The organism is Bacillus sp. AY2-1 (assembly GCF_008368965.1).
Classification (GTDB): Bacteria; Bacillota; Bacilli; order Bacillales; family Bacillaceae_G; genus Bacillus_A; species Bacillus_A thuringiensis_S.
Map to the genome: position 1 here is coordinate 192,606 of NZ_QPEL01000016.1, position 12,134 is coordinate 204,739.

Sequence of the window (12,134 nt, forward strand, 5' to 3'; positions counted from 1 at the left end):
CATTGTCCTTTTCTCTTATCTTAAAAAGTGTTTAAATCGATCCACTTCATCGTCATGACCAATGACAATTAATATATCTCCTGCTTGAATATTCTCCGTAGCCCGAGGGGATACGATAACTTCTTTACCTCGTTTAATTGCTACAATATTCAATCCAAACTTCGCACGAATATCTAATTCAATTAAAGAGTGCCCATCAATTTTTTTATTCGCAATAATCTCTACAATACTATGCTCATCTGAAAGCTCAAGGTAATCTAACACATTGCTTGATGCAATATTATTAGCAATCCTTTTTCCCATATCACGTTCTGGATGCACAATATGATCTGCACCTATTTTACTTAACACTTTTTCATGATAATCATTTTGAGCTTTTACAGTAATATTTTTTACACCCAACTCTTTCAAAATCAAAGTCGTTAAAATACTTGAATTTAAATTATCTCCAATAGCAACGACTACGTGATCAAAATTTCGAATACCAAGGCTTTTTAATACCATCTCATCTGTTGAATCTGCAATTACAGCATGCGAAGCTATATTTGCAAATTCATTAATTTTATCCTCATCTGAATCGATTGCCATTACTTCCATACCTAATTGAGCTAGTTCTCGGCAAATACTTCCACCAAAGCGACCAAGTCCAATGACAGCAAACTCTTTTTCTTTCTCACCCACAGGAATTCCTCCAATAACTTCAAGTACTATTTATTTTCAGTGTAACACACTTTATATGCGTCACAAAAACTGTAATTAGCTCTTATTTTTGTTTTTGTATATAAAAATATTGTTTCAAGTAAAAAGCGATACCAACAAGTAACATAGCAAATACAAATATATTTCCAAACGAACTAAATGTTTCAAAAACGAATAATAATGTTTCTTGACCAAAAAAGGCAAATAGCAGCTGTATGAATGCAAATAACAACGCCCATATGTAATGATGTTGATGAAATAAATAATGCGTTGCACCTAAAAAAGCAATAAACGAAAAGATAAAGATCCACCAATTTTCTAAAAATAGTTGCCAATTAGAAAATTGATATCCATTTACTAATATCGCAATAAGCGCGATAACTGCCATCGTCGGCACACTCCAAAATAATGCCCGTCCTCTAAAGAAACGAGTGCCTTTAACATCTCCTTTTTCATGTGCAATATATGTTAGTACTACTGTGCTTATATACAAAACAGAAAGAATTGTTAAAACGATAATGAGCCAAAAATGTAATTGATAATATTCATGTTCTATATTTGTCACGATTGCAGCTAACATACACGGAATTAACATTCCCGTCCAACCATCTACTTTTCTTTCATTCCAAAAGACCGTATTACCAATCCTTATTCCTAACAGCATAAAAATAATGATACCCAATACAAATAACGTAGTTTTATTCCCTACTAAACTCGTTGAGAAAGCAATTAATCCAATAAATAAAAAGAGCACAAACCCATTCATAATTTCTAGTACAGGTGATAAATATCTCTTCACCCATTTGTATGTTTCGTCATATTCATTATTATCTACTAGACGATAGGCATAAAAACTTATCCCAAAATAAACCGCCGCAATAATAACATACGCATATAAGACGAAACATAAAATCGCACTGCTAATTTGCACGTAATTCCCCACCCTTTTTTCTATGTTTCACATTGATTTTACACACTTTTCATACTAAAAGTAAACATATATAAGTTAGTCAAATAATTAATAATGAGCAGTGGCTAAAAACCCCCTGCTCATTATTAAAACAGTCCAATTAACTTTATTCTTTCATTTGTATGTAAACGCCTAAAACCAATCTATACGAGCGTTACTTACACCTCAGAACAAAATTTTTTTTGGAAACTTCAAGAAAGCGGAAGTTTTATTTTCTATTCCCTTTCCACTTTACATATTGGCTTAAAAATGTAATTGCCTTTTCAATCACTTCTTCGTCTGGCTTTAATTTCGCATGATGTAAACCATATTCTGAATTTACTCCAAGCCAAAACATAAATCCAGGGATTTCTCGAAGCATATAACCAAAATCTTCACCTGTCATTGCCTCAGTACATGTAATAACATTCATATCTGTTTGTTTATGTACAAATTGCATAAACTCTCTCGTTAACTCTTCATGGTTATATACTTGATGATACATTGCTCCGTAATCTATAATCGCCTCACACTGGAAAGAAGCTTCGATACCTGCAACAATTGCCTCAATTCTGCTTTTCACACGCTTCATTGATTCTACTGATAATGTTCGAATCGTTCCTTCTAAACGAGATTTTTCTGCAATAATATTTTGAACCGTACCACCTGTAATTTTTCCGATTGTAATTACTGCACTATCAAGAGGATTTACATTGCGACTAATAACGGATTGAAGCTGTGTAACAAGATGACTCGCTGCAACAATCATATCATTTGCAGTATGCGGATAGGCAGCATGACCACCTTTCCCTTTTAAATCGATATATAATTCTGAAGTATTGGCAAATAACAGTCCTTCTTTCGTTGCAATTGTCCCTACAGCGTATTCTGGTGCAATATGAAGACCAAGAATTATATTTGGTTTCCATTCTTTTAACTCTTCACTTTCTAACATAGGAAGAGCACCGCCTGGTCCTTCTTCTGCTGGCTGGAATAGAAATACAAGGTCATCATCTATTCTTTCGCTCACAGCTTTCGTTAGAAGGCCTAAACCGATTGTTGTATGTACATCATGGCCACATGCATGCATCATTCCTTCATGAATAGAAGCAAACTCATATCCAGTTTCCTCTGTAATTGGTAAACCGTCTATATCTGCACGATAACCTATTATTTTTTCTGGATTTTTTCCATTTACTTTAACGATTACACCCGTTTTCCATGTCTTCACTTCCACAAATTCATGAGAAAGCGTCCCTATATAATCTAAAATATACTGTTGTGTTTTCCATTCCTTAAATCCGATTTCTGGAATTCTATGTAGATCTCTACGAATTTGGACAAATTTGCTTACTGTCATTTTTGCACCTCTATCTATAAAAAGCGTAAGAGCCCATTTACGCTCTTACGCTTTTTTTTCTTTTTATTTCTCTGGGTTTAATTGACGAAGCTCTTGTTTAATTTCTGTTTTTGCTTTTGTCTTCTCATCAATTTCTTTAATTACACGTGCTGGAGTACCTGCAACAACTGTGTATGGAGGCACATCTTCTGTTACAACAGCTCCCGCTGCTACAACTGCACCTTTACCTACTGTAACACCCTCTAAAACAACTACGTTTGCACCGATTACTACATCATCTTCAACGATAACTGGTTTTGCAGAAGGTGGCTCAATAACACCTGCAAGTACAGCACCTGCACCTACGTGACAGTTTTTACCGACTGTTGCACGTCCACCAAGTACTGCGTTCATGTCGATCATAGAACCTTCACCAATTACAGCACCAATGTTAATTGTTGCATTCATCATAATTACAGCGTTGTCACCAATTTCAACATGGTCACGAATAATAGCACCGGGCTCGATGCGAGCTTTAATACCTTTTAAATCAAGCATTGGGATTGCAGAATTACGACGATCGTTTTCTACAACGTAGTCAACGATGTGCTTATTATTCTCATCAAGAATTGTCTTAATTTCAGACCATTCTCCGAATAATACACCTGATTTTTTATTCACAAATGCTTGTACTGTTTCAGGGAATGTTACTTCTTTTAAATCCCCTTTTATGTATACCTTTACAGGAGTTTTCTTTTCACTTTTTTGAATAAACGAAATAATTTCGTTAGCGTCCATCATTTTCATTCTTGTTGCCTCCTAAATCCATTTATAATGTTACTCTACCAAACGAAAGAGCGAGTAGCAAGATAATAATCTTATTTTTCCCTTTGAATTTCTTCTATAATTTCTAAAAATGCTTGTACTTGCTTCAACTGCCTTGCTGAGTCACTTGTTAACAACCATGTTTCTCTCGTCAATTGAACAGGTGTTTTATACATATTTTCCTGTACTTCCTTTAAAACAGTAGAAGGTAAAAGGGCATAACCTATACCATTTAAAACAAGTTGTTTGCATGTTTCAATTTGGTCAACTACAATCGTTCGCTTAGGCGGATTAGAAAATAAACCATACCACCAATTTTGTATTTGTCCATAATAAGTCGAGTCACTTTTAAATTGAATGAACGGCCTATTTGTTTCTTTTAGCATCGAAATATCTTTTATTTCTTTATCAACTAAATACAGTTCATCTTCAAATAATTTTTGCTTTTGACCTTTATATTCTTGTGTTCCCCTCAGTATAGCAACATGAACGTCTCCTTCATAAAACTGCTTTTGCACTTCACTACTCCATCCAGTAAACAGCGATATCTTTACAGAAGGATATTTATGCACAAACTTTTTCAAAACAGGAGGAAGCCAATATTGACCAATAACTGATGCAACAGCTATTTTTAACGTTCCATGAGTTTCCGTTCTAAAAACAGCTAGCTCACTTTTTATATCCTCTTCCTTTTGCAACATTTCTTTGGCATAATTTGCAACTTTTTCCCCTTCAGGTGTAATTGTCAATCCTTTTTGTGAGCGAATAAAAAACTTCATTCCCCATTGTTTCTCCATAGATTGTAATCGTTGACTCAGCGCAGGTTGGGAAACAAATAAACGTTCCGCCGCTTTTCTCATATTTGATTCCTGAGCTAACACAACCATCATTTGAAAATCATCAATTTGCAACTTTCTCCCTCTTTCCTTAGCTTCCATACACCTTATTTCAACAAGCTTTCATTCAGAAAATACAATTTTCCAGCGCAAACTTTCCTTATGTTTTATGTCTTTTTAAATATAATACATACACAAGTGATATGCACGAAAAAAAGTGACTTCTTCGTTTCTATGAAGTCACTTTTCTCACGTTATCGATTATGTTGCCTTACTTTCTTATTCAACAATTTTAAAATAGCACGACGTGTTAAAATCCCCTCAAAATAGCCTTCTTCATTAACAGCACAAATAAAAGGATGATCAATTGTCATTTCTAAAGCTTTTGCAAATGAATCTTCTAATTTAAGAAAAGGTATATCTTCCTTCATCACCTGCTCTACTTTCATATCATCAAGTCTTTCAAACTCAATACGCTCTAATCCTAACATACCATCTAATATCATGGCAGTACTAATCAAACCATGTAATTTATACATTGGATCTAAGACAGGTATCGCCGAATATCCAGATTTCACAAGAACGAGTAAAGCATGTTCTAAACCATTTCCAATTTGGACATGAGCTACTTTTTCCGATGAAATCATTAAATCCTTCACAAGAATTTGTTGAAATTCGTCTTTCGGAATACTAATCATATTACATCCCCCATTTTCCCTTTTTCCTGCTTATGTTCATAACTCTATTCACATTTTATGACAGCGTTTTCATATTATTATTTTGTCCTAAATTTATTTCAATAAAAATACAATCACACAGCTATTTTAGCATACAGCACAAAAAAAAGACTACCATTCCGGTAGCGCTTAATACCCTTTATTTTTTAATCTGTAAAATAACCTTGTGATTTTTTTATATTGCATCACATCCGTCTGTTTCAAACCATTCTCAATATCTGTAAGTTCCACAGCTAAAATTTCACTTGCATAATTTTGCTGAAATAAAATATCTAGTAGTAAACTTTCTTCTTCCTTCGTTAAAACAACTTCCCTTTGCATATACCCCTCTCCTTACAATCGCATCGTTACTCTTATTATATAAAAAATTTAACCTATTTAATAGATGTAATATTCAGTTTTTACCAAAAGATATGTAGCAATTGTAAACATACAAAAAGTCATTTCGTATATCGATTTGCATAGCTAAACGCCGCATAAGCATCCGGCTTAATTTTTGCAGTTAATCCCATCGCTCGAATTTTTTCTGTCATATCTAAAATAAATTCCTTTGTTAAACCATCATTCCCAATGTCTAAATGAATTTCCATTATGAATCCAGCCCCATCTTGAGCATAAGGATGCAATAACTCCCATATTGTTTGTATATGAGTAGGTGTAAATAGACATGCGATTTCTTGACTAAACTGCGTTTCTAAATATATTTTCTCACGTAAGGTTGCTGGCTTATCTTTTACTGATCTATGGTGTAAACAACCCCAGGCACCTTTTCCAACACGATGAATATGGATTGCTGTAATAAACCTCGTATCCTTTTGATGTGCTTGCGAGTCTGTCCCAATGGATAATCGATATAAATTTCGTGGATCCTTTTCAATGAAACTACAAATACGGCTAAAGACCATATCAAAATTTAAATGTCTCTCTGAAACATTGTAAAATTTATGTGCACCGTCCACAGAGTCACGTCCTTTCAATTAGACAGACTTTTCGTATTCTCATTGTATGGGACAAAAACTAAAATTATAACTTCCTATCCTTTATTCGTTTCAATATTTCGAATTACAAAGTGACAAACTTGGCACGTATAAATTACATTTTGATTAGATTGAGCCGTTAATACATGAGTAATCTCAGCAGAGCTTTGACAATTAGGACAAATCACAACTGGTAAATGTTCCATACGATAACCTCCTAGTTATATTTCTCCCACTATTTGCAGAACCCAGCAATTGTGAGAAGTTTAGCTTCACATATTCATCCGGTTGGCGGGACTACTTATCCACATGGATAGGCAAACTTACACAGATTAAATTTTCATTTTAATACCATTGTAGGAAAAATAAAAAAATTCTATACATTACGCTGGAAAGTAATAGAACTAAAAAAGGTACTGCCATATGGCAGTACCTTTTTTATATGTATCAAGAAATGATATCGTAAATCTCAATTGCAACCATGTCGATATTATCGAATTGGTACACTTGAGGTTTTTCACCTTGTTGATACACTTCTAACTCATACATTTCACTTTTATCGAAAAATTTCACGCTACATTTGCGCTCACCGTTCACTTCAAAATAGCGTTGTGCTACTTCACCGCTTTCAGCTTGTTCTTGTAGACTAACAAGTCGAGTTAAAATTCCTTGGAGTAGAGACATGAAATCTCTCCTTTCTCTGATCTTCCTACCAATAGGTTTTACAGCTATACTCATTCTATCCGTCATAACAGAAAAAATGTTCCACACTCTAGGATAAAGGTTATTGGCCAGAAACTCAACTAAAAATTTGTCGAAATGCGAAGGAAAAAACAGAAAGAACATATTTCCCCTTCTTTATTGCGGTTTTTATACTGGAAGAATATAATAAAAAACAGAAAAAAGGAGGAATTACAATGAAAAAAATTGAGGTTTATACACAACCTGATTGTCCGCCATGTGTTATTGTTAAAGAATTTTTGAAGCATAATAACGTTGCATATGAAGAATTTGACGTAAAAAAAGACGCTGCTGCTCGCAATCGTCTTTTAAACGACTATGATTCTTATTCAACTCCAACAGTCGTAATTGATGGCGAAGTAGTTGCAGGTTTTCAAATTGAAAAGTTACAAAAACTACTCAATATAGAATAGGAATAGGTAAATACCTATTCCTATTCTTATCCCGCTATTTGTAGGTAGTAAAACCCCAAAAATTTAGCTAAAGCAAAGGAGTTAGATGGGCTAGTAATCCCTCCCACTGATTAAAAGTTTCACTTTATAATTGTTGCAACCTTTTTATTTCAGTTAAGAGTTCCTGACTTTCATGATATCCTGCTAACTTCCATTTATCTTGATCCCTTTTCAATGTTACAATTTGATATTGTCCACTTTTTGTCCGCTCATATACATATAAATTTTTATGTTCTTCATCATACGATATTTTCGTTTCTGAATTAAAAGAAAACGGTGCTTCTTTTGCCGGAAGTAAATATTCACCACTTTGTTTATCACTTCTGCTATTTTCATCTGTAAACACTTGAAGGAAATTATCTGTAAAATACGGTGATAACGTCTCTATCATCTTATTCATCGGCAAATGCTTCCCACGAATTGAAAACTGGGTTTCATAGCCTTTTTGTATCGTTGTAAATACTTCTTTCCGATCAACTTTCACTTCCTCTTTCCCTAAAACAGTCGTAACACTATAACCAACTAGAAAGGCAACACATACAAATAGAACAAGCCATATTCCATATTTCCTCATTTTTTCACCTTCCTTTTAAAAGAACTTGTCTTTGTAGTATTCATTGTAACAATGATTATGCAAAGAAAGGACAGATTTCGTTCGTAAAATCTTTACAACGATAGACAGCATTTTCATCACCATTTTCACTATTACCAATTTATGATAAAAACAAACAAAAAATGCACGAATCTCTTCGTGCATTAAAATAAAACATCTTCTTCATATAAATATTCATAAGATAAATCTATAAATAAAAAGTTGTCATCATCTATTGGGAAAGAAAATGTTCGTACCATTTCGCCCGTTTCGATATCTGCATATAAATCTGAAAGCCTTGCCTTATTCTCAAAACGCATTTTCATGATATTCTCGAGAAAATACGGGCGCCAACTCCAGTTCTTCATATAATAATCCGGCATCACAATCCATTCTCCATCTTTTTTCATAACATTTCCTGATTGTTGGAAACCATCTTCATTACAAATAAATATACGAAAACTACACTGTGATACACTTTGACTAAATTGTAATAACCAATCATTTATATCTTCATTCTTTTTTTGTTTTGATAAAACATCGCCAATGCGATCGCGTAACATCTCTGTCAAATTATAAATTTTTTGTAACTTCTTCTTTTCATGCTGAATAAACTGATGACATTCATTACCAAGTCGCTCTTTCAAAACATTCGTTTCAATAAAATCAGGTAAACATTCTTTCAAATAATTACCTTGATAATATCTTCCGCCGTTCTTCCAAGCATATTGCAGTTGATAAAAAGCATCTATTTCTTCATATAACAAAGTTGCACCAATTCTTCTAGCAAGTAATGATAAAGAATATAAAATATCTTGATAAGATTGTAAAAGTGCTGTTTGCCTTAAATTCGTTAAATCTACTTTTAAAATATCAGGTGCTAACACGCTAATACGCTCTAAATTACTTGTGCCCGTTCCGACTTTATTAATCGAAATTTGAATACCATATGTACGATAATACATAAGCAAATGATTAAATTGCTCTATATCTTCTTTACATTCATGTTCTGTAATCTCTAAAACAATTTGTTTTAAATTTAAACCTTGTTCTTCATACCTCAATAAAAGTTGAAGCAAGCTTTCATCATCATCATTCATTAATACATTAGCATTCCGATGTATAAATAATAATAATTTTTGATCGCTTTCTAAATAACGATTTAAAGCTTTTTCTACTATAATATTATCCGCTTCCAGTTGAAATTCACTTGGAATCGAATCATCGTGAAAGAAAGAAGCTAAACTTTGTATGCCCTCTTCTGTTTGAATACGTCCTACTACTTCATATCCAATTACAGTATGCTCATCAGCACTAAAAATAGCTTGATAATAAGGAAGGACTTTATCCAAGTTACTCATTACATCTAATGCATCTATCAACGTGCTTCCCTCCCTTTACTTTTCAAAAATTATAACATGATATTTACGGAAAAATAATAAAAAATCCCTTCAGTTTTCCTGAAGGGATTAGAGGGGTAAAATGCTAAGGGGAATTAGCAATTCTACTATGAAGAAAAAAGAGGTCTTAAATATAACGTATATATGACCTCTTGTAAACACTTTTCTTTCATATGTCACAATTCCGTCACATTTAACCATAAAAAAATGAATCAAACATTCATTTTTTTATCCCTTTTAAAATGGATATTGATGTAAATGTTGTCCTCCATCCATTGTCATGCAAGTTCCATTTATGTACGCAGCTTCATCTGAGCATAAATAATAAGCTAGACCAGCGATTTCTTCTGGCGTACCCAGCCTTCCAAGCGGAACACTTTGTATCGTACGCTTAGCCATTTCTTCTGAAATCCATAATTTATCAGCACCGCCCGTACGTTCAATTGGTCCTGGCGCGATAGCGTTAACTCGTATTCCATATTTACGTCCCCACTCAACAGCGAGCGTCTTCGTCATCGCTAATACCCCTGCCTTCGCTGCAGCCGAATGAATAACTCCTGGACCTGCATCCCATGCATATGTTGCTACCATGTTAATGATATTCCCTTTTATACCTTTTTCAATCCAATATTTTCCGACAGCATGGCTACAGTAAAATGTACCGTTTAACACAATATTAATGACTGAATTCCAACCATTCACAGATAAATCTTCTGCTGGACAAATAAAGTTTCCAGCTGCATTATTTATTAAAACATCAATTCGACCAAACTTCTCATCAATCTGTTCAATCATTTTCTGAATGTCATCCGTATTTCTTACATCCATTTGTACAGGTAATACTTGCCCCGGAAATTGTTCAATTTCCAACTTTGTTTCCTCTAGTTTTTCCTTTGTACGTCCTGTAATAACAACTCGTGCCCCTTCTTTTGCAAAACGAGTCGCCATTCCTTTTCCCATTCCACTCGATCCACCTGTTATAATAACTACCTTCTCTTTCACATACATCCCCTCCAAAAAATGAATACACATTCATTTTATCACTTTATTTAATAGAAATCTTTATATTTTTAAACTTTTCTGATATTTTAATGTAAAGAATTTTCTTTTCATTCATTTTTTTCGTAATCTATACTAATTTTTTATTATGTAAAGTATATTTTAAATAAACTGAAAGGAGATTAGAGTAGCCTATAAATGGAATAAAAACATTGAGGATACTCATATTTTTATGAAGCACATTACAAGAAGAAATTTTTTAAAAATTGGTATGCGCACTTGTCTCTATTCATTTATAACCAGTGGCATCGGATACTACTATGCTAAATATATAGAACCCCATTTCATTTCTTTTACACAGCACACATTAAAATCACAACTCATCCCAAAAAGTTTTCATGGTATGAAAATTCTTCAATTCAGCGATTTACATCTTGGATACTATTTCTCGCTTCAACATTTATCTCAAGTTGTTTCTAAAATTAATGCTGTAAATCCAGATATTGTCCTTTTTACTGGAGATCTCATTGATAATTACCAAACGTATACTGACACTCCTTTCGTTGCATCCATTTTAAAAAATATACAAGCCCCCTTCGGTAAATTCGCTATTTATGGTAACCATGATCACGGTGGATATGGAACTAAATACTATGAACACATCATGCGTGAATCTGGATTTGAACTATTGCTAAATAATGAAAAAAGAATTCGTCTAATGGATAATAGTGAGATTTCTATTTTCGGTCTCGATGATATACTACTAGGCAAACCCAAAATAGAGAAAACATTAGAGCATGCACGACAAAATACTTATAACATTGTTCTTGTTCACGAACCAGATATCGCGCCCCAAGTTTCCAGATATCCAATCAACTTGCAACTTTCTGGTCATAGCCACGGCGGACAAGTACAAATTCCTTTTTTAGGAGCTATTATTACACCATCACTCGCCAAAGACTATATTGAAGGCTTCTATACAATTCAAGATTTAACTCTCTATGTTAATCGAGGCCTAGGGAGAACGCGTGTTCCATTCCGTTTTATGTCAAAACCTGAAATTACACTTTTTACACTCCAACATTCGTAATAATTCGCCTATTTTCTTGCATATCCTTTCTTGTACGCGCTCATCCACGTTTCATTTACCATATGATGAAAGTGAGTCCAATAAAGGAGGTATGTTCATGTATCCATATTATCAACCAATCCCAGTCCGTTCAGCACCTATTGGTCCAGTAGGCGACTCACGCTTCTTCCCGTTTTTTGGCGTTCCCTTTCTAGCTGGAATTGCTGGTGGATTACTCGGCGGAGCATTAGCTTTCGGCCCTCGACCATTTTACCCACCTTATCCACCACCTTTCCCGCCGCCAGCACCTTATCCTTGTTACGGTGGACCATGTCAACAACCATACTATTACTAAGTTAAAATAACGATTATTTCAAATGTTATTCTCTCAACGAGCCACCTTATTACACGCTTATAATAAAACTATTGTTTCTACTCATCCTCCCATTTTGGGAGCATATGAGTAGAAAAAAGTAAAAACCTCTTATAGACATAAGAGGTTTTTACTTTTTTCATTAT

General features: G+C 33.9%; 16 protein-coding genes. 3 read left to right on the forward strand and 13 right to left on the reverse strand.

Annotation, left to right across the window (positions count from 1 at the left end; all coding sequences use genetic code 11):
* Nucleotides 1-15: 15 nt before the first annotated feature.
* From DN403_RS03860 to DN403_RS03900, 10 genes are all read right to left on the reverse strand, one after another.
* Complete coding sequence (locus tag DN403_RS03860) at nt 16-681, reverse strand: potassium channel family protein (RefSeq protein ID WP_000504032.1); 666 nt, start codon at nt 679-681, stop codon at nt 16-18.
* Nucleotides 682-763: 82 nt separating this feature from the next.
* Nucleotides 764-1,630, reverse strand: a complete 867-nt coding sequence (locus DN403_RS03865; protein WP_149185308.1) for a cytochrome C oxidase assembly protein — start codon at nt 1,628-1,630, stop codon at nt 764-766.
* A 247-nt stretch (nt 1,631-1,877) separates the two neighbouring features.
* On the reverse strand, nt 1,878-3,008 hold the full coding sequence (locus tag DN403_RS03870; protein WP_000218671.1) for an N-acetyldiaminopimelate deacetylase: 1,131 nt from the start codon (nt 3,006-3,008) through the stop codon (nt 1,878-1,880).
* 63 nt (nt 3,009-3,071) lie between these two features.
* A complete protein-coding gene (gene dapD, locus DN403_RS03875; protein ID WP_000783241.1) occupies nt 3,072-3,794 on the reverse strand; it encodes a 2,3,4,5-tetrahydropyridine-2,6-dicarboxylate N-acetyltransferase in 723 nt (240 codons plus the stop codon).
* A gap of 71 nt (nt 3,795-3,865) precedes the next feature.
* Nucleotides 3,866-4,750 (reverse strand): LysR family transcriptional regulator, encoded by an 885-nt coding sequence (locus DN403_RS03880; RefSeq protein WP_003261853.1) that lies wholly within the window; start codon nt 4,748-4,750, stop codon nt 3,866-3,868.
* 152 nt (nt 4,751-4,902) lie between these two features.
* Entirely contained in the window at nt 4,903-5,346 is a 444-nt protein-coding gene (gene cbpB / locus DN403_RS03885; protein ID WP_000623573.1) for a cyclic-di-AMP-binding protein CbpB, read from the reverse strand.
* 168 nt (nt 5,347-5,514) lie between these two features.
* Complete coding sequence (gene abbA / locus DN403_RS03890; RefSeq protein ID WP_001188692.1) at nt 5,515-5,706, reverse strand: antirepressor AbbA; 192 nt, start codon at nt 5,704-5,706, stop codon at nt 5,515-5,517.
* Between the two features lie 119 nt (nt 5,707-5,825).
* The gene (locus tag DN403_RS03895; protein ID WP_000348492.1) at nt 5,826-6,344 is read right to left on the reverse strand and encodes a ribonuclease H-like YkuK family protein; all 519 of its coding nucleotides are present in this window, start codon (nt 6,342-6,344) and stop codon (nt 5,826-5,828) included.
* A gap of 74 nt (nt 6,345-6,418) precedes the next feature.
* On the reverse strand, nt 6,419-6,568 hold the full coding sequence (locus tag DN403_RS31015) for a hypothetical protein (RefSeq protein ID WP_000400650.1): 150 nt from the start codon (nt 6,566-6,568) through the stop codon (nt 6,419-6,421).
* A gap of 241 nt (nt 6,569-6,809) precedes the next feature.
* The gene (locus DN403_RS03900) at nt 6,810-7,046 is read right to left on the reverse strand and encodes a YkuJ family protein (RefSeq protein ID WP_000055151.1); all 237 of its coding nucleotides are present in this window, start codon (nt 7,044-7,046) and stop codon (nt 6,810-6,812) included.
* A 233-nt stretch (nt 7,047-7,279) separates the two neighbouring features.
* Here DN403_RS03900 and DN403_RS03905 point away from each other — a divergent pair, with 233 nt between their 5' ends.
* Complete coding sequence (locus tag DN403_RS03905; protein WP_000717872.1) at nt 7,280-7,516, forward strand: glutaredoxin family protein; 237 nt, start codon at nt 7,280-7,282, stop codon at nt 7,514-7,516.
* A gap of 124 nt (nt 7,517-7,640) precedes the next feature.
* On the opposite strand, the gene DN403_RS03910 is transcribed toward DN403_RS03905, so the two are convergent.
* The 3 genes from DN403_RS03910 to fadH form a co-directional block, all read right to left on the reverse strand.
* Entirely contained in the window at nt 7,641-8,129 is a 489-nt protein-coding gene (locus tag DN403_RS03910) for a DUF3993 domain-containing protein (protein WP_001233816.1), read from the reverse strand.
* 182 nt (nt 8,130-8,311) lie between these two features.
* Nucleotides 8,312-9,529, reverse strand: coding sequence for an EAL domain-containing protein (locus tag DN403_RS03915; protein ID WP_000564306.1), 1,218 nt, complete (start codon nt 9,527-9,529; stop codon nt 8,312-8,314).
* A 255-nt stretch (nt 9,530-9,784) separates the two neighbouring features.
* Nucleotides 9,785-10,549, reverse strand: a complete 765-nt coding sequence (fadH, locus tag DN403_RS03920; RefSeq protein WP_000660913.1) for a 2,4-dienoyl-CoA reductase — start codon at nt 10,547-10,549, stop codon at nt 9,785-9,787.
* Between the two features lie 229 nt (nt 10,550-10,778).
* On the opposite strand from fadH, the gene DN403_RS03925 reads away from it, so the two are divergent.
* Nucleotides 10,779-11,636, forward strand: a complete 858-nt coding sequence (locus DN403_RS03925; RefSeq protein ID WP_000680639.1) for a metallophosphoesterase — start codon at nt 10,779-10,781, stop codon at nt 11,634-11,636.
* Between the two features lie 97 nt (nt 11,637-11,733).
* Nucleotides 11,734-11,970: a hypothetical protein gene (locus tag DN403_RS03930; RefSeq protein ID WP_000283738.1), complete on the forward strand. Its 237-nt coding sequence runs from the start codon at nt 11,734-11,736 to the stop codon at nt 11,968-11,970.
* The last annotated feature ends 164 nt before the right edge of the window (nt 11,971-12,134 follow it).

What these genes read in the sequence shown, in the direction of transcription:
- DN403_RS03870 (WP_000218671.1), bottom strand. Translation starts at nt 3,008, where the DNA reads ATGACAGTAAGCAAATTTGTCCAAATTCGTAGAGATCTACATAGAATT.
- DN403_RS03905 (WP_000717872.1), top strand. Translation starts at nt 7,280, where the DNA reads ATGAAAAAAATTGAGGTTTATACACAACCTGATTGTCCGCCATGTGTT.
- DN403_RS31015 (WP_000400650.1), bottom strand. Translation starts at nt 6,568, where the DNA reads ATGGAACATTTACCAGTTGTGATTTGTCCTAATTGTCAAAGCTCTGCT.
- cbpB (WP_000623573.1), bottom strand. Translation starts at nt 5,346, where the DNA reads ATGATTAGTATTCCGAAAGACGAATTTCAACAAATTCTTGTGAAGGAT.
- dapD (WP_000783241.1), bottom strand. Translation starts at nt 3,794, where the DNA reads ATGAAAATGATGGACGCTAACGAAATTATTTCGTTTATTCAAAAAAGT.
- DN403_RS03930 (WP_000283738.1), top strand. Translation starts at nt 11,734, where the DNA reads ATGTATCCATATTATCAACCAATCCCAGTCCGTTCAGCACCTATTGGT.
- DN403_RS03880 (WP_003261853.1), bottom strand. Translation starts at nt 4,750, where the DNA reads ATGGAAGCTAAGGAAAGAGGGAGAAAGTTGCAAATTGATGATTTTCAA.
- abbA (WP_001188692.1), bottom strand. Translation starts at nt 5,706, where the DNA reads ATGCAAAGGGAAGTTGTTTTAACGAAGGAAGAAGAAAGTTTACTACTA.
- DN403_RS03925 (WP_000680639.1), top strand. Translation starts at nt 10,779, where the DNA reads ATGAAGCACATTACAAGAAGAAATTTTTTAAAAATTGGTATGCGCACT.
- DN403_RS03900 (WP_000055151.1), bottom strand. Translation starts at nt 7,046, where the DNA reads ATGTCTCTACTCCAAGGAATTTTAACTCGACTTGTTAGTCTACAAGAA.
- DN403_RS03910 (WP_001233816.1), bottom strand. Translation starts at nt 8,129, where the DNA reads ATGAGGAAATATGGAATATGGCTTGTTCTATTTGTATGTGTTGCCTTT.